A 17,053-nucleotide genomic window follows, 5' to 3' on the forward strand; every position below is an offset into this window, starting at 1 on the left:
GACTCGACCAAGCGATGCTTGCATCGCGGCTTGTCTGTCTAAACATACTTGAGCGAAGCAGGGTATCTGCTGCGTGCTCCGCCGGTGGGGTGCTGCGGTCTGCGGGCTCAAGGTGGCCGCTCCACACTTGTGATTGCAGTCGACGTCAAAAAGGCGCTGTTCCCTTGAGCCACATCTTGGCCCAGTCGCCACGGATACCGGTGGCGTCAAAACTGCCAAGGTCCGTAGTGGCAAAAGGATTGTCGATGTAACGAACCTCGTCGTGCTGTGCTCCGCGCCGGTCCACGCGAACGAGAGCAAGCCGGTACTGAGGTGCTGCATTTTTCCCAGTCATCACTTCGTTGTGAGTAACGAAGAAGTCATCGGCGCCTTCGATCCGGGCCTTAACTTCGATCCGGTAGGTATCGCCATTCGCAGCGGTGGAGAGGATGTCGAAGCCAGGATTGTTGAATGCTTGTTCGACGGGGATACGTCCGAGTTCGCGTTCCCTGGCAAGTACGAGGTCAACGCCACGACGCTCGACCTCCTTGGTCTCCTTCGCGTGCATTGGTGCTTCAGCCGGCAGATCGCCCTCGAGCATGCCAACGGGTAGCACTAGCGCCGCTGTGAGGATGCGCGGGGGCTTCGTGGCCATCAGTTCCTGCTGGTCGAGCAGCTCCAGACGCTTACGGAGACGGATATCGAGTTCGACGGCCTTGCGATTGAGACTGTCAGAAGATTCTTTGGCCTTCTCGCCTGCCCGCTCCTTTTCCCCCGCCACTGCTGCATCAAGAAGTAGGCGGTCACGTTCACTTTCGAGGCGCTTAGTGACAAGCAGACGGGTCTTATCCAGTTCGGCCTTACGGCGAGGTTGCACCTCGGCAAGATAACCGGGGAGTTGGTTTGCGATGATCCAGCTCGTGGCCTTGTCCTCGGCGTCCGGCAGCCATGTGAGCTGTCGAGCGGAGGTGGTCGCTGGAGAATCGGGTGCGGCAACGCAGTCGAGATAGGGGGCAGGGCCGGCAGGGGTAACGGTGCCGAAGCTGTCCACGTAGGCGTAGCCGAAGCGACTCGCGATGCCTGTTCCGGTGGCATCTACGACTTCCTCGATGACTCCAACCAACAAATGTGGCTCATCCAAGGTTGAGGAGACCAGGACCGTGCCGTGGTTGAGAGTACCCCCGAATTGCCGGATCGCTTCGTCCATGACGGCGTCGTGTAAGGGGTGGCCGGGGGCAAGAAGATCTGCGCGGACCATTCCGTCGGGTTGGACGTGGGGCAGGTCGAAGGTGACCCTATCGTATTTGGTCGACATCGGGCCGTGCTTGCTGCCGCGGACTTGGGCTGGGACGTTGGCAATCTCGTAGCGGCCCTTCTCACGCTTCACAATGCGTCCACCGAGCCGGGTGAATGCAGTCTTGAAGGCCAACTCGATGTAATGCGGCTGGAGCCGTCGGGCGCGAGCCTCGTCCATTGCTGCACGGAGCGCAGCAAGATCGGCCTCTGCGAGATGCTCGGAGGCGAGTGCGCGTTCCTCGAGGAGTTCTTTGAGACCGTCACCGACGCTGGCGTCGATAACATCATGCATCTTGGCTTTCACCTCCGGTCGTTCGCCGTACTGAACGGCGTCCATGAGCAGTTTGCGTAGCGGGGTTTCGCTGAAGGCTTCGCCGAGGACATCGAAGACTTTTCCGCCGTACGCCTTACGCTGCTCCTCGATCTTCTCCAGCAGTCGCGTGAAGACCTCACCCTCCCGTGTGTTGGCGGCAACGAGGTTCCAAAGACGGCAGACTTCTTCCTGACCGATGCGGTGGACGCGTCCGAAGCGCTGCTCAATCCGGTTCGGGTTCCACGGCAGGTCGTAGTTGACCATCAGGTGCGCGGCTTGCAGATTGAGGCCTTCACCGGCCGCGTCGGTGGCAAGAAGGATTTGGCAGTCCCGATTCTTGGTGAACTCCTCGGTGATTTGGCGCCTCTCGGAGCGCCGTACCCCGCCATGAATAGCCCTGACTGCGTCCGGCTTGCCCAGTAGCGAACTGATGCGAGATTGGAGGTAACCGAGCGTGTCCCGATGCTCCGTGAAAATGATGAACTTACGCGGCCAACCATTGTTATCGGTGATGAGCGCGTTGTCCTGGAGGATCGCGGACAGTTCAGCCCACTTGCGGTCGGTGCCGGCGTCGCGGACATGCTTTGCGGTGTTTACGAGTCCTGACAGTTCGACAAGTTCGGCGTTGAGCTCGTCAACCGTTTGGGCCGCGGTAGCCGCGTCGACGAGCTCTTCTTCCAGTGTTTCGGTTTCCTCAGCGTTGAAGTCCTCGGCGTCCAAGCCTTCGAGGTCAATGCTGGGCTCGGACTCGGTGTAGGTTCCGTTGAGGATTTCCTGCTTCTTGCGCTTCAGCCGTTCCGAGCGGCGCACCAGACTCTTGTAGATCGCCTCCGGACTCGACGCGAGACGCCGTTGGAGGACGGTGAGCGCGAAACCGACGGTGTTTTTCCGCTTGCCGCCGACCCTGTCGGCGCGGTTCATACCTTCACGGACATAGCTTGTTACCTGCTCATACAGCTCGTACTCCAGCGAGGTCAGCTGATAGGGAACGGTTTCGGCTATGCGTTCGGGGAAGAGCTTCTTACCTTCGAAGGTGAGGAGGTCTTCTTTGACCATTCGGCGCATGAGCCCGCTGGTATCAGCCGTGACCTTGTTCCTACCTTCGAAGCGGTCGCGGTCAAGCAGCGTCAGGAAGAGCTGGAAGTCTTCTTCCTTGCCCGAGTGCGGGGTCGCGGTCATCAGGAGGAGGTGCCGAGTGATCTCTCCGAGTAACTCGCCGAGTTGGAACCGTTTGGTTTTCTCGAGCTTGCCGCCGAAGTAGTGCGCCCCCATTCTGTGAGCCTCGTCGACAATGATCAGGTCCCACTCGGTCTCTTTGAGTTGGGCTTGGAGTTGTTCGTTGCGCGAGAGCTGGTCCATCCGTGCGATCAGTAGCGGATGAGATTCGAAGACGTTGAAATTGACGTTGGCGTCGATCAACTGGTTCGTCAGCAGATCGAACCGCAGCCCGAATTTGAAGAACAGCTCATCCTGCCACTGCTCCACCAACCCGCCCGGTGCGACGATCAGGCACTGTTTCACGTCATCCCGCAAAATCAGCTCTTTGATGTAAAGGCCGGCCATGATCGTTTTGCCCGCTCCGGGGTCATCAGCAAGGAGGAAACGAAGCGGAGTTCGCGGCAGCAGTTCGCCGTACACCGCACGGATCTGGTGCGGCAGCGGCTGCACGTCGCTGGTGGCCACGGCAAGCATCGGGTCGAACAAGCCCGCGAGCGAGATTCGTTGGGCTTCGGCCACGAGTTTGAAATCACCCGCACTTCCGTCGAAAGCGCGGCTCCCGGTCTCCGCGACGCTTAATGCGTCCTGGTCTTTACGAAAGACGACTTGCTGGCCGAGGCCGCCCGCTGCGGTCTTGTAGGTCAATTCGAGCGCGTCGGCACCGTGCCACTGCGCGGCGATGACCGTGATCACCTCCGCTGGAATCAGTCCAGCGATTCGCAACCCGGTCTTAAGCTCTTCCAGCAGCATCGTTTACCTTCCGATTCAACAGCCGACTAACTGTATCGGACCTGACAGACAAAGTAGCGCCGGGGTCGTCAGCGGTCTGCACTACTCTTTGCAACAAAGCCGACCGATGAAGGAATGCCGTGGACCGGGAAGAACGACAGCTACTCCTTGCGACCTCTGAGGAGGCCGTGCGGTGGCTTGTCCAGGCTCGCGCAGTTCTGGCGCGCCGCGCAATGGTGGAAAAGGCAGGTGACGAAGCCGTTGCTTCCCTCCGCCGCAGAGCCGTGGACGTGTGGTGTGAGGGGCGGCTTGCATGGAGAATCATCCCGCTGCGGCCCGCGGATGGTGCCTATCTGGCATACGCCGCACGACAAGCCCATCTCCCGGAACTCAAGCCGGAGGAACGAAAAGCAGTCGACGTTCTAACATCAGACGTCGCTGCTGCAATCGACGACGCGAAAGGGGTCATTGGCGTACGCCGATTCTTCCTAAGTAGCAAGACGCGGGAAGCCGGTGCCGCTGCTGCCACCTACTTGAACGACTACCGGCAGTGGGCCCTTACGGCTGGTGTCCCGCACCTGCTCGATCGCCTCAGTCGTCCTGACGATACCCCTTTGGAGATCCCTCTCGCCGCTGCATTGGATGATTGGGTCGGGCTGGGTGGGCGGCTCGCAGACCTTGGCAACAGCCAGCACCTGCTCCCGGCCGCGGTCGTCGCGCACCTGCCCAATGCTATCGAGACCATCAATGCTGCCTTACGTCAGGAAGAACGCTTCCGGAGCGCTGCTATTGCTGCCGGTGAGGCCGTCCGCAAGCGCGAGGTCCAGCGACTACTGGCCGACATGCCGGTGGAACGACTTAAAGAAGCGACGCGGGATCGCCTGCGCATCGGGCCGCTCACGGAAGCAGGCCTTAACACCGTCCAGGCCGTCCTCGACCGCGGGGCCCAGTTGTCACAGCTTCCGGGGATCGGCGCAACGACGGCCACCCGAATGCGCGGGGCGGCGCAGTCACTATGGCAGACAACATACGAAGAAACGCCCGTTCGGATCGATATCAAGAACCGCACACTTGAAGCCGGCGAACTACTTCGAAGGCTCGCCGCGTGGGACGCCGTACGGCAGACCAGGAGTGCCAACGACGACTTGGCGCTGAAAGACTCTCTTACTCCTCTGGCTCAGGCTCTTGATCACCACGTCGCGCACCTTGCCGTCCTCGCCTGTGATCGCTCCGTATTGGAATTTTCCGGAGCAGTACAGGCAGTCACTCGCCGCTCTGCGCAAACTGGGCCAACAGGGGCTGGGACTATAGCGGCGGATCCCTGGGCCGATTTCTTCCTTCGGCCCGCGGACTACTTCGCGCTTCTCTCCGAACTTGGCTTCATCACCGAGGATGAGCAGAAGGCTCACGGCGACCTCCCTGACGACATTGTCGAGGCCGTACGTAGGCTCGAACTCGACACCCGGCATTTGTCAGCGTCGCTCCGCGGCTACCAGAGCTTCGGTGCCCGGTTCGCCCTCGTCCAGCGCAAAGTTATCATCGGTGACGAAATGGGCCTGGGAAAGACCGTCGAAGCACTCGCTGTGCTCGCCCACCTTCGTTCCAAAGGTGCCAGCCACTCACTCGTAATTTGTCCGGCCGCTGTCGTGACCAACTGGGTCCGTGAGGTCAACTCCAAGTCCAAGCTCCGACCACACCGTGTTCACGGGCCCGCGCGAGCGGCAGGCGTACGCAACTGGCTCCGAAACGGCGGGGTCGCCGTGACCACTTTCGAAACCCTTGCATGGTTTGAACCCCATGTTCTTGATCTCGTCACCCTCGGATGCGTCGTAGTCGACGAAGCGCATTACATCAAGAACCCCTTCGCCCAACGATCCCAGAGGGCTGCGGCGATGATCGGCCGGACGGGGCACGCCGTTCTCCTGACTGGAACGCCACTGGAAAACCGCATCGACGAGTTCCGAAATCTTGTTGGCTACCTTCGGCCCGATCTCGTAGTCGACGACGGCGACCTGGCACCGCACCGTTTCCGGCGCCAGGTCGCGCCAGCCTACCTTCGCCGCAACCAGGAAGATGTTCTCACCGAGCTCCCCGAGAAGGTCGAGACAGACGAATGGCTCCCCTTCTCGAAAGAGGACACGGCCGCCTACGTCAATGCCGTTGCGACTGGGAATTTCATGGCCATGCGCCGGGCCGCAATGACGAGCGGCGCCAAGTCCGTGAAAATGGGGCGTCTCGTCGAGATAGTCCAGGAGGCCGAAGACAATGGCCGACGCGTCATCGTGTTCTCGCAATTTCGCGATGTGCTTGACCAGGTCACCCAAGCCCTTCCCGGCAGGGTGTTTGGTCCGCTGACAGGATCCGTGCCGGCCGCCGCTCGACAGGTCATGGTCGATCAGTTCTCAGCCGCAGGACACGGTGCAGTGCTGGTCTCCCAGATCATCGCCGGCGGGGTCGGTCTCAATATTCAAGCAGCGTCAGTGGTCGTGATTTGCGAACCCCAACTCAAACCTACGACCGAGTGGCAGGCGATTGCACGGGCTCGACGCATGGGCCAACTCGAGACAGTCCAGGTCCACCGACTGCTCTCCGAAGAGGGCGTCGACCAGAGAATCACTGAGATCCTCGCCCGCAAGCAGCAACTCTTCGACGATTTCGCCCGCGTCAGCGAAACAGCCGACAGTGCCCCTGAAGCCTTCGACATCTCCGAAGCAGAGCTGGCACGCGACATCATCGCCGCAGAACGAGAACGTCTCTTCAGTCAAAACGCCAACAGTCACTAGCGACATATCGAACTGACAGTCACAGCTGGCAGCTGATCGAACAAGCCGCCGTAAGGTAGCCCGCCATCCGGGCACAGGCCGCCGCTTGGAAGGCCTGGCCGACCGAGAAGCAGTACAGGCACGGATTAAGGCCTGCAAAGGCCCGCAAGACGCGCGGAGCCAACGGCCCGACAAGCTCCTCTAAAAGGGCATGAACCGGTAAGCCCTTCAGGCCGTCCAGCCCAGGAAATCTCACCGGATGGCCGGGGCCCGCAAACTGACCCCGGCTGGATGCTGCTCCATTAGGATTTCCGGGTGACCGCTGAACACGGCAAGCGCCGCTTTTTGACCATAGAGCAGGTCGCCGAAGAACTGAGCTCCAAAAGCAGCCTCATCCGGAACCTCATTCAAACTGTAGAGCTTCGCGCTTTTCAGGTTGGAGCCCGGGGCCTCTGGCGCATCGGCCGCCAGGATCTCGAGGACTATATCGCAGATGCATACCGGCGCACCGCGGAGCAGATCGCCGCGGGCGAACTGGCGGACGACGTGCCGGAAGGGGAATAGGGACGCAGGAGGGGCGGAAGCCCTTGTCCTCCGGGGCGGTCCGGCGTCGCTACAAGTGTCCTACGCTGGCGTGCGCTCATCCGCGGATACAGCGTCCCAGCGTTTCTGGGCACCCTGCCGGCTGATCCCGAAGGCCCTGCCGATCTTTTCCCAGGAAACACCCCCCGCCCTTGCGGTGGCCACAGCTTCATCGAGCTGGGCCTCAAGCTCCTTGAGACTCCCGCCCAGGGTGCGGATGCGGTGCAGCGACAGGTCCGGGGCGATATGGCGGTGCCACACATCCAGAAACAGCGGCTCCAGGTCCTCCCGGTCGCTGATATCAGCGGCGTCCGCGCTGGCCGGCGGACCGGCGTAGATGCGCCCCGCGGCAAAGTCCTCGTCGGCCGGATCCCAGACCCGCGTCCACAACGGGTCCAGGATGACGTGTTCCCGGAACGGAACGCAGCTGCAGGCGACCCGCCATCCGACCACCTGCGACGGCGGGCGCCATGCGTCGCTGCCCGGCTCATTCTCATGTGCGACCGGCCGGCCTTCGGGCGTCATCAGGTCTATCTCCATATACCTGCCGCCGGACCCGTACATACCGTCCGCGAAGACACAGACCACATAGCCTTCATGCTCGCTGCCCTCGGTAAACCAGCCCATCGCGCTTCCCTCCATCGGCCGCCAATTGCTACAGTGACAGTATGAGCGATGACAACTCTTGTTGACAAGCGGAGTGGCTAAAGCAACTTTAGTTGACATAATCACAATTATCGGCGAACTAAAATAGGCGGGGGAGCGCCGGCGAAAGGGCCGCTTCCCGGCCCCATTCGGGCGCTTTCTCCCGGATCTCCGGCTTACGACGCGGGAACTTAGTTGGCCTAAAGCACAAGGGCTTTTGCTCACTGGCTTGGGTGAAAAACACTCGCCTGTAGCCGGTGATAGAAGTCGAGATTTTCGCTCATTGCTTCGTTCGTGTATAGCCGAAGAAGCTGTCGGCCCGTGTCGCGCGCCAGCTGTTCGGCTTCGGCTTGAGGACCGCGTCCTCCTCTATCTTCGTGATGAGCATGCCTAGGAGCGACCTTCCTCGCCACACCAGCAGGGCTCCGCCGTTCTCAGCCACCGCCTGGTAATCCTCGATCATGGGCGCAGGTTCACGACCTATGCGGTCAACGTAGATTTCGTACGCGGCTCGCGCGAGGTTGGACATCGCTACCGCGTCATCGCTCCAGGCCCGTGCGAAAACTAGTTTGCCGCCGTCGTTCACTCCCCTATTGTCATGGAACCATGAGCAGAGCCAAAGCACGAGCACGGTGTGGGCCGCGAACCCCGGGTGCAGGATTTGTCTGTTCCAACGACGTCAAGAGCGGCTAGCCGGCGGCGTAAGGCGCCCAAGCAACATCGTTAGCGGGCCGCAGGGCAGTGGACGGCCCAGAGAAGTCCCCGCCCTGAACAATGTTGACCACCCTGTGCAGCATCCGGGCCGCACCGCCGTACGCGCAGTGCATCTACCGTGTTTTTGTCACGATGTGGCCGATCAGTGGCTACAGGACAGTAGTGGCGGCGCGGATAATTCCCCCGGGTGCCCAGCATTCCTGCCCGCCTTCACAATAGATCGACTTCCCGGGTGAGGCCGTACGCGACCTGGGGGCTAAGGGCGATCGTGAATGTTGTGAAATCGACCCTGGTTACGAGGATGCCGCAACTAGTAGCCTTGCCGCGGAGCAACGAAGTAGCCTGCTCAAGTTGTCGGTCTCTGGAAGCCGAGTCTTTTGCATTGATCGTGATAGTTGATGGGACTGCCAACAATGCCGCTCACCTTTTTCTTTTCATTCAGGACGTGACGCTTCACGTCGTCGTATGGGTAGCACGTCGTCGATACCTACCCTCGCCAAGCGGGCCCATCGTCGCGCAAGTGATCCCGTGGCCTCTGCGCGTTTCAAGGCCCGGTGATGGTTGCCACAGCAACCAGCCTTCATAAGGGCGGCTATTGGCGCTCCGGAACTTGCAGGCCCAGTGGCAAGGTCCCACTCCAGACCACACGCGTGATGCCGGAAGGGTTATCGGTGATGACAACTCTCCTTGCACAAGATCCTGTCTTGGAAGTGGATTGCATAACACTATAGGCAAAAATCTACAGGAAGCAAAGGGTTCTCTTTGGTTGTTCGTGCCAAGGCTCAGTGAGGCCTCCTTGTCCCGCCAACGTCCATCAGTCAGTCCCGCGCCTGCGCGTATTCCTCCGATGCAGAGGAGTGGGGAAATTGCCTAAGTACGTTTCACAAAATCCACCCCGAGCCGCCCTATGCGTCAGATTTGCAGCCCCATGCACGACCGAGCTTGGCCCTGAAACCCGAGGATGAGCCAGCGCAGGAATCAACTTAACAGTGCCGCAGCCCCCTTGACTCCACCCCAAAGAGGTGCCATGGTGTGACCACCGTTACATAAGTCTTAGTGCGGGCAATACTCGAAATCCATATGGTTTCCTTTTCCTTAGGTCTCGTTGGATTGCCTTTAGAAGCGGAAAGAAGGTGACATATGGCCGCCCCACATCCCAAGAGTTTCGACCCAGGTCTGCGACGGGGTTCCTACAGCACGTCAAAAATCCCCGTCAGGTCGCGCTAAACCAGCGACCGCTAGCCGACGCCATACCCCAGAGATGCGACTTACGACCTAATCACCAACACATCAGTCAACGAACGGCATACGACCATGAACAACACAACGGACGCAGAACTGGTCATAGCACCGCGCGCGAATGCCCCCGCAGAGATCCATGAACGAGACTCTGAGGGTGGATTCATTTATAGGTACTTTCATCCCCGTACGCCCGGGGACATCGTTCAGCGGGCGATGTTGGGCGTACTGGTAGCGGCAGTAGCCGTCCTGGCGATCGCCAACCCAACGTTCCGCGAACCCGAGAACATCCTCAATATCCTTCAGCAGGCTTCCCTTATCGGCTGTATTGCCCTCGGCATGCAGCTAATGATCGTTTCTGGGGGGTTCGATCTCTCCGTGGGGGCGGTCGCTGCGGCGTCCGGATGTGCAGCCGCGGCGGTTTCCCTGCAGGCAGGAGTTGCCCCCGGCATTCTCGCCGGACTCGTGGTCGGACTTGCCGTCGGATTCCTCAATGGGGTGCTGATTGCCAGACTGGGCATTAACCCCTTCGTAGCGACGTTTGGTACGCAGGCCATCGTCATGGGCCTGACCTTCGCTGCAACGGGAGCCCGACCGCTCTCTTTGCTGCCGGGAGAATGGATTGACCTCGGACTCATCTCGTTCCTCGGTGTCGGCTTCCCCAGCCTTGTGTTCTTTGCGGCGATCGCAATTACGTACTTTATCCTCCGCAAGACCCTCTTTGGCCAGCACATTTACGCAGTGGGCAGCAACAAGGAAGGCTCCCGTCGCTCTGGCGTCAAGGTCAACGGCGTATTGATCGCCGTCTACACGATCGGCGGTGTGATGGCGGCGCTGGCAGGGATCCTGCTCGTCACCATGGCCGGCATCGGCAATCCCACGGCAGGCCAGCAGTGGGCCCTCCTGGCAATCGCCAGCGTCATCATCGGTGGCACACCTCTGACTGGCGGCGTCGGAGGCGTCAGCTCTGCCGTCATCGGCGTCCTCGTGCTCACGGTACTCACCAACGCCCTGAACCTTTATGGCATCTCAGCCTTCTGGCAGCCGGCCATCACAGGCGCGGCAGTCATTGCTGCCGTCAGTTTTGAATCCTGGCGGCGCTTCCGCAGTCAGAAGTAGTCCCTCTCCTCCACCACGAAAGGTCCAATTAACCATGACCACACGATTCACCCGTATGCGTACTGCCGGAACCATGCTCGTTGCAGGCATTCTGCTTGCCGGCACCGCCGCCTGCGGTTCCGGCTCAGCGAGTTCAGCGAGCTCAGACGAGAAAAAGGTCGGATTTCTGATCCACAATATGACGGGAAACGCCTGGCTTGCTGCCGCTGCTGACGAGATGACGACCAGCGGAAAGGAGAATGGCATCAACGTCACCGTCATTGACGGTCGCGGCGATATCAGCCAAATGATCAGCACTATCAACGACTTTACCTCCCAAGGCATGGACGCCATCGTCATCGTTCCGCCGGACGAGCAGAGCCTGGCGGAGCCCGTAAAACGTGCCATGGAACGCGACATCCCAGTGATGGCCTTCAGCCTGGACCTAAGCGATGAGGTTGGCCTGACCTCGTTCATAGGCGCCAATGAGATCGAGATCGGACGAGGCCTCGGTGAGCTGGCAGCAGAGGCGATGGGTGGTAAGGGGGCCCTCGCCGAGCAGACCGGCGTGCTCGGCAGCACGGCCCAGCTCGGACGTTCCGATGGGCTCCGCGAGGCGCTAAAGGACTTTCCGGACATCGAGATTGTCGAGTCGCAGCCCGACAACTGGTTGCAGGACAAAACGGTGTCCCTCACTCAGGACTGGCTGGTGAAGTATGGGCCCGGCGAGCTCAAGGCGCTCGTGTCCCATGGGCCGCAGGTCACTGCCGCCTCTGTGATCGCCAAGAGCAAGGGCCGGGAAGATATCAAGGTCATTGCTACGGACTACCCGGAAGAAGTCCGGAAAGCTATCCAGTCCGGTGAGCTCTACGGAGCGATCGCCCAGTTCCCGCGAGCCATGTCAGATGCGGCGATCAAAGAGATCAAGACCCACTTCGACGGCGGAAAGATGGCCCCGGAGGTCTTGGTGCCGATCGAGAAAATCACGAAGGAGAACGTCAATGAAATCTCGGCAGCTTACTGACCCTGACCTCCACGGGCAGGACTCCGAAGGACGTGAGCTCCTCCTCGATGCCCGCGGCATCTCCAAGCACTACGGAGGTGTCAAAGCCCTCGAGAACGCCACGATACAAGTCGCCCCAGGGGAGCACATCGGCATCATGGGAGACAACGGAGCCGGCAAGTCAACCTTCGTAAAGATCCTGGCCGGTGCCCAGCCTCCCACCTCCGGAACGATCCACTTCGGCGGGCAGACGCGCGACTTCGCCACTCCGGTCGACGCGCGTGAGGCAGGAATCGAAACGGTCTACCAAGACCTCTCGCTAGCGGATGACCTCAACGTCATGAGCAACCTGTTCCTGGGACGGGAGGAAATGGCCTTCAAGTTCGGCGGCTTGAGCGTACTGAATCGCAAAAAGATGGCACGGCGCTCCATCGAACTCCTCAGCGAGATCGGCGTGAATGTGCCGAAGGTAAATGCGATCGTCAGCGGGCTCTCCGGCGGCCAGCGGCAAGGCATCGCCATCGCCCGCGCTGCCGGCTGGGGCTCCCGCCTGATAATCATGGATGAGCCCACCGCCGCCCTAGGACTCCAGGAGACGGGTCACGTCCACGACATAATCCGGAACCTCAAAGCGCGTGGAGTTGCTGTCATCATCGTCAGCCACAATATGCAGCAAGTCATGGAACTGACGGACCGCGTGTACGTATTTCGACGCGGACAAGTCGTCGGGTCACGGGTAACGAACGAGACAACCCCTGATGAGATTGTGTCAATGATTACCGGAGCCACCGGCCCTTAGAAAATGCCGCGTCCCACCCTCACTCCAAGCGAGGGCGGGACGCGGCATCGCCCGTGTGACTAAAATTTGGAGCCGCCTGTAATCTGGGCGGTGGCCACCGTAACGGCAGTCGTCGCGTTGAGCCTTCAAACCAGCCGGCGTCGTAATGCCTGCTAGCGGCTGAGGCTGGTTAAGTGGCCTGACATCTCACCTCACCCTTGGCGCACTAGGTTTTCCTACGCCTGCCTGGCGCCCGGTTAGAGCGGACACGGCCAGTAAGGGCGCGCTGGAACCGTGTGCCACGACGCCCCCTAGCCCGAATAAGCCGCCCGTGGCGTTCAGAAGGAAGGGTTTCATTAGGAATCCATAAGACAATAGGGAACAATCAATGAAATACAAAAGGTTAACTTTGCAAGGTGTCTGACGTGGGTATACGCAGCCCTTGAACGTCGTATCGCACTGCGCATCACCCCGCTACGGCTCTGGGAAGAGCGGCTCGGGTGTGAGAATCAAAGGTAAGGAAAAGAAGTTGAACGAAATGATGGCCTTCATGCTCTTCAGCGGGCTGGACCAAGAGCCTCGCAGCGCATTGCCTCACGCGCCAGTTTTCATTTCCACACGCAAAACCACCGCGGAAGCCCGGATGCGGAGCCAGATAGCGACCATACTGCACAAGGCGGCCTGGCGAATCGAGCCCACGCGTGCATTCGTTGACCATGGGACGATCGAGATGCACTCCTCGTAAGGCCTAATCTCAGCCCACGCAATTGTGCAGCGTCCCAGATCGATGGAGCGGAGATCACCTTGAACTTGTCCTCCGCTGGACCTCCAGGGCAGCTGCCGAAAACACGTTTCGCGACCGGCAATCATGCGGTGCGTGGGTGCTTCAACTCCTACATTCCCACTGGCCTAATCACGCGACGATTACTTCCACGTCTTCCGCGCGCAGTTGCTCGATGACTCCAAGTGGAGCCGACCTATCCGTAACCAGAACATCGAATGCTGAAAGGGGGCACACTGCGGCCATCGCAGAGCGCAGAACTTGCTGCCGCCGGCCACAAGTATTGTCCTCCTAGCAGCGGAGATGATTGCCCGTTTCACAGATGCATCCTGGATGTCATGGGCAGTAGCCCCGTCCGCCGGCAAAGCTCCGCAAGGGGAAATTATTGCTGTATCAAAGCGGAGGGCCCGGACCGATGCTTCCGCAAGTGGGCCGACGATCGAGCCTTCCTCGGCGTTGACAGCACCCCCCGGAGTGATGAGATCTATGCTCGGCTCACCAAAAAGTTCCATGGTGGCTTGGAGCGAAAAGGGCATGACGGTCAGACGCCGCCCGGCGAAAGCTCTTGCCCTGCGGACGCAGGATGTGCCGCTGTCCAACGCTACCGCTTCGTGATTGAACGAAAGTAATCCACTTTCGTTCTCGTTCGCTTTCCGGACCGCAAGGACCACAACAACCGAAAGTAAACCCTATGTCTGAGTTTGCGCGCCCCACGTCCTTTCAGCTCTCACGAGCACGATGGGGCGTTTTCGGCGCTTTTTCCATCGTGGGCTTCCTGACTGCGATCTGGCTCGTAAACATCCCAGACATTCAGGAACGCACTGCTACCGATCACGCCATCCTCGGTGTTCTGATCCTCCTCTTAGGCTTGGGCGCTCTGATTTCGATGCAATTTGCTGGATTGCTCATTCGTAAGCTCGGCAGCAGAATTTCCACTCTTTTAGGCTTGGGGATGCTGCTGGCCACCGTAAATTTGCCCGGGTTGGCAACCGACGCCGTAACTCTTGGGCTCGCTCTCTTCATCTTCGGTCTTGGGCATGGAATCACCGACGTGGCTATGAACCAGCATGCGGTCCTAGTGGAACGGGGCTACCGCCGGCCCATCATGTCCGCCTTCCATTCGTTCTACTCTCTTGGCGGAGCACTTGGTGCAGTTGCGGGAGCGGCAACCCAAGCTATCGGGCTGGATTTGCCGTGGACACTGCTCGCAGCTTGCTTGGTTGGGACCGTTGGCACTATCTTTTCTGGACCTGCCCTATTGAACGTGGCAAAGGAACAAGCGCTCGAAACCCGGCATAAAGTTTCCAAGCAAGCCGAGCAAGCCACTGACCGCAGCGTGAAGCCCAAGGACAGACGCCGCGTGCTGGCCTTGGCACTGCTGGCTTTCCTGGTGCTGCTCTCGGAAGGCGCTGCAAACGATTGGAGCGCACTTCAAACAGTCGAACACCTGCATGCGTCTGAGTCCGCCGCAGCATTGGCGTACGGAGCTTTTGCTGCCGCCATGACAGTTGGCAGACTCTGCGCCGACAGGGTGTCCCACGCGGTAGGCCCTGTAAACGTCGTCAGGTTTGGATCCATCGCCGCTGGGCTCGGAATGCTAATTGTGGTCGTATCGCCGCTCTATGGCATCTCGATCTTTGGCTGGATGCTGTTTGGATTGGGATTGTCTGGAATTGTCCCGCAGGTCTACACCGCAGCCGGCAACATCGGCATGTCGGACGCCGGCAAGACCCTTTCACGCGTTGTGAGTTCTGGCTATGTGGGGCTCCTGGCCGGACCGGCCGCCATCGGATGGCTGGGCGGTAAGTTTGACCTCACGGTGGCATTCCTGGTCCCACTCGTATTCTGCATCATAGGAATTTTCCTCGCACCCATCGTACGGGAGCCCAAGAGCCACATGACTGAAGCGAGAACGGAAGCCCCCACACCGGCAGCACAGCCAAGCTCTAGCACGCAGTTGTAAGTGTCAGGGGAACTACTTGCTCCTATTTTCCGGACTAGTCAGCGGATGCCTCGCTCGCTAACACAAACTTTCGACGCAAGGGAGAGACGGAATGACCGGTTGGCGGATCCGAAGTCCTCGCATCGTGCGAAAAGGACCATGCAGTGTTGGCGGTGCAGGGAGAGCAGGTGGTGGGTGCCGCCGTCGGACGCGTGGTGCTCTTCGGCCCGCCGGGTACCGGCAAAACCACCTTCGCCCAAGCCATCGCCTCGCGCCTGGAGTGGCCCTTCGTGGAGGTGTTCCCGTCCCGCTTGGCCGCGGACCCGCAGGGCCTGGCGGGCGCGCTGCGCGAGACCTTCCTGGAGATCGCGGAACTGGAACACGCCGTGGTGTTCATCGACGAGGTGGAGGAAATAGCCTCACAGCGCTCGGGTGAACCGCCCTCGCCGCTGCAGGGCGTCACCAACGAGCTCCTCAAGATCATCCCGGCCTTCCGCGAACAGCCGGGCCGGCTGCTGGTGTGCGCCACGAACTTCATCCGCGCCCTGGACTCCGCCTTCCTGCGCCACGGCCGGTTCGACTACGTCATCCCCATCGGCCTTCCCGACCGGCAGGCCCGCGAGGCCATGTGGCAGCGCTTCATCCCCGCGCCTGTGGTGGACACCGTGGACGTGGAACTGCTGGTAAAAAAACCGAAGGCTTCTCCCCGGCGGACATAGAGTACGCCGCCCGCAGCGCCTCCCAGCGCGCGCTGGAAAACGTGGTTTACGGCAAAGACAGCGCTCAAGTCCTGCCCTGAGGAAGCCGGGAGGGCTAATCTCAAGGCCTTGTGGGCGATGGCCTTAGAGCTCACACCGGCATTAAGACATCCATACCGGCTGCATTCACATTCTTGGTCAGAGAAGTCAGCTACCGGAACGTGGCCAATTCGACCCGGAACTCTGTCCACTCCCCCATATACTTTCCCCGCTATGACAAGGGTGGACGTAATGCAGGAGGATGCTAGTGCGAAGCAAAAGCTCTCTTCTCCGGCAAACCGGTACCTGTACTCCCCCAGTGCTCTGAAGTTGAAGTCACTCCCAATTAGCACGGGTACCCGAAATATCCCCTTGAGCACCTCCCTCGCTGGGTAGTTGTGCCAACCAGGAGGCAGAGGCGAAAGCGCTGACTGCTGAGGACGCGGATCGACTGAGCTCGGAAGCGATAGCCCGAACCCCGCCGGCGCGCCCCTCGGCTCCGCTTTCGCCAAGAGGTTTCTGGCTGCCTCGATAACGGCGGCCAACGCTATGTCGGGGCCATCGGCGAGTTTTGTATTCAGCCGGTGCTCGGCGATCTTTGACCCGTCCACGTCAATCAGCGCGACACTGCTGGAAACAGTGCCCAACACTGTGGACAGGAGGATGGCATGGCGTGCATTGAAGGCCAAGCTGTCAGGCCGGCACCCGCCCGTAGGGTGATCACCGCCCGCGTCGCACATAAGTCCCGCTCCCAACAGGGAATCAACGCGCTTGGCAGTGCTCGCCCGGGACATACCAGTTCGTATCTGAATGTCTCTTCGTGTTCTTGCCTCACCGGAGCCATGAGGGTGAGAACCTCACCTGGGCCGTAGTACATGCTTTTCCGATCCGGCTTTGGCCCGAAAATCAGGGAGAGATGTTAGTTCCACCACGTCCGTGTTCTGGGACAACTGAACGGTAGTAATGGAGCTTCAAGCTTCAATGACGACGACCCCCAGGCTGCTCGAAGAGCCTGCCAAGGGGTCGTCGCGATGAATCCGCTAATGCCCTCCGGAGGAGGCCTTGAGAATGGCCTTCGATCCCCGGTGCGTTCAGGATTCAGCCGGGCAAGCCAGCCCCGAAGTGCCCAAGTGATGAGGAGCTCATGATATGACTGACTTGATTTCGTTTTGGAGTTTGGTCAGGGCGGTTTTTGCGTCGGTTTTGGCGCCCAGGAGTGTCTGACAGAAGTCACCCA

The 17,053-nt window shown here is 60.1% G+C and carries 10 protein-coding genes and 2 pseudogenes; 7 read left to right on the forward strand and 5 right to left on the reverse strand.

Translation table 11 applies throughout. The annotated features are described in order from the left end of the window. Positions 1-145: 145 nt before the first annotated feature. The gene (locus tag ACLKOZ_RS20335; protein WP_436477820.1) at positions 146-3,556 is read right to left on the reverse strand and encodes a helicase-related protein; all 3,411 of its coding nucleotides are present in this window, start codon (positions 3,554-3,556) and stop codon (positions 146-148) included. Between the two features lie 119 nt (positions 3,557-3,675). On the opposite strand from ACLKOZ_RS20335, the gene ACLKOZ_RS20340 reads away from it, so the two are divergent. Continuing rightward, entirely contained in the window at positions 3,676-6,318 is a 2,643-nt protein-coding gene (locus ACLKOZ_RS20340; protein WP_436477822.1) for a DEAD/DEAH box helicase, read from the forward strand. A 294-nt stretch (positions 6,319-6,612) separates the two neighbouring features. Then, entirely contained in the window at positions 6,613-6,861 is a 249-nt protein-coding gene (locus ACLKOZ_RS20345; RefSeq protein WP_436477824.1) for a helix-turn-helix domain-containing protein, read from the forward strand. A 60-nt stretch (positions 6,862-6,921) separates the two neighbouring features. Here ACLKOZ_RS20345 and ACLKOZ_RS20350 read toward each other — a convergent pair whose 3' ends face one another. Beyond that, the gene (locus tag ACLKOZ_RS20350; protein WP_436477826.1) at positions 6,922-7,506 is read right to left on the reverse strand and encodes a hypothetical protein; all 585 of its coding nucleotides are present in this window, start codon (positions 7,504-7,506) and stop codon (positions 6,922-6,924) included. A 298-nt stretch (positions 7,507-7,804) separates the two neighbouring features. Then, a complete protein-coding gene (locus tag ACLKOZ_RS20355) occupies positions 7,805-7,987 on the reverse strand; it encodes a hypothetical protein (protein WP_436477828.1) in 183 nt (60 codons plus the stop codon). Positions 7,988-9,552: 1,565 nt separating this feature from the next. On the opposite strand from ACLKOZ_RS20355, the gene ACLKOZ_RS20360 reads away from it, so the two are divergent. From ACLKOZ_RS20360 to ACLKOZ_RS20370, 3 genes are read left to right on the forward strand one after another with little or no spacing between them, the layout of a single operon-like run. Beyond that, complete coding sequence (locus ACLKOZ_RS20360; RefSeq protein ID WP_436477830.1) at positions 9,553-10,596, forward strand: ABC transporter permease; 1,044 nt, start codon at positions 9,553-9,555, stop codon at positions 10,594-10,596. Between the two features lie 34 nt (positions 10,597-10,630). Continuing rightward, complete coding sequence (locus ACLKOZ_RS20365; RefSeq protein WP_436477832.1) at positions 10,631-11,599, forward strand: sugar ABC transporter substrate-binding protein; 969 nt, start codon at positions 10,631-10,633, stop codon at positions 11,597-11,599. Continuing rightward, positions 11,577-12,377, forward strand: coding sequence for an ATP-binding cassette domain-containing protein (locus ACLKOZ_RS20370; RefSeq protein WP_436477834.1), 801 nt, complete (start codon positions 11,577-11,579; stop codon positions 12,375-12,377). The genes ACLKOZ_RS20365 and ACLKOZ_RS20370 overlap by 23 nt, the downstream gene beginning before the upstream one ends. A 903-nt stretch (positions 12,378-13,280) precedes the next feature. Here the strand turns inward: ACLKOZ_RS20370 and ACLKOZ_RS20375 are convergent. Continuing rightward, positions 13,281-13,808 (reverse strand): hypothetical protein, encoded by a 528-nt coding sequence (locus ACLKOZ_RS20375; protein WP_436477836.1) that lies wholly within the window; start codon positions 13,806-13,808, stop codon positions 13,281-13,283. A gap of 20 nt (positions 13,809-13,828) precedes the next feature. Between ACLKOZ_RS20375 and ACLKOZ_RS20380 the strand changes: the two genes are divergently transcribed. Both ACLKOZ_RS20380 and ACLKOZ_RS20385 read left to right on the forward strand, forming a co-directional pair. Further along, on the forward strand, positions 13,829-15,100 hold the full coding sequence (locus tag ACLKOZ_RS20380; RefSeq protein WP_436477838.1) for an MFS transporter: 1,272 nt from the start codon (positions 13,829-13,831) through the stop codon (positions 15,098-15,100). A 191-nt stretch (positions 15,101-15,291) separates the two neighbouring features. After that, positions 15,292-15,848 (forward strand): annotated as a pseudogene (locus ACLKOZ_RS20385) (ATP-binding protein); the annotation flags it as partial. 54 nt (positions 15,849-15,902) lie between these two features. Here the strand turns inward: ACLKOZ_RS20385 and ACLKOZ_RS20390 are convergent. Then, a pseudogene (locus tag ACLKOZ_RS20390) lies at positions 15,903-16,610 on the reverse strand (ROK family protein); the annotation flags it as partial. Between the last annotated feature and the right edge of the window lie 443 nt (positions 16,611-17,053).

Source organism: Arthrobacter sp. R4, assembly GCF_051365025.1.
GTDB lineage: Bacteria > Actinomycetota > Actinomycetes > Actinomycetales > Micrococcaceae > Arthrobacter.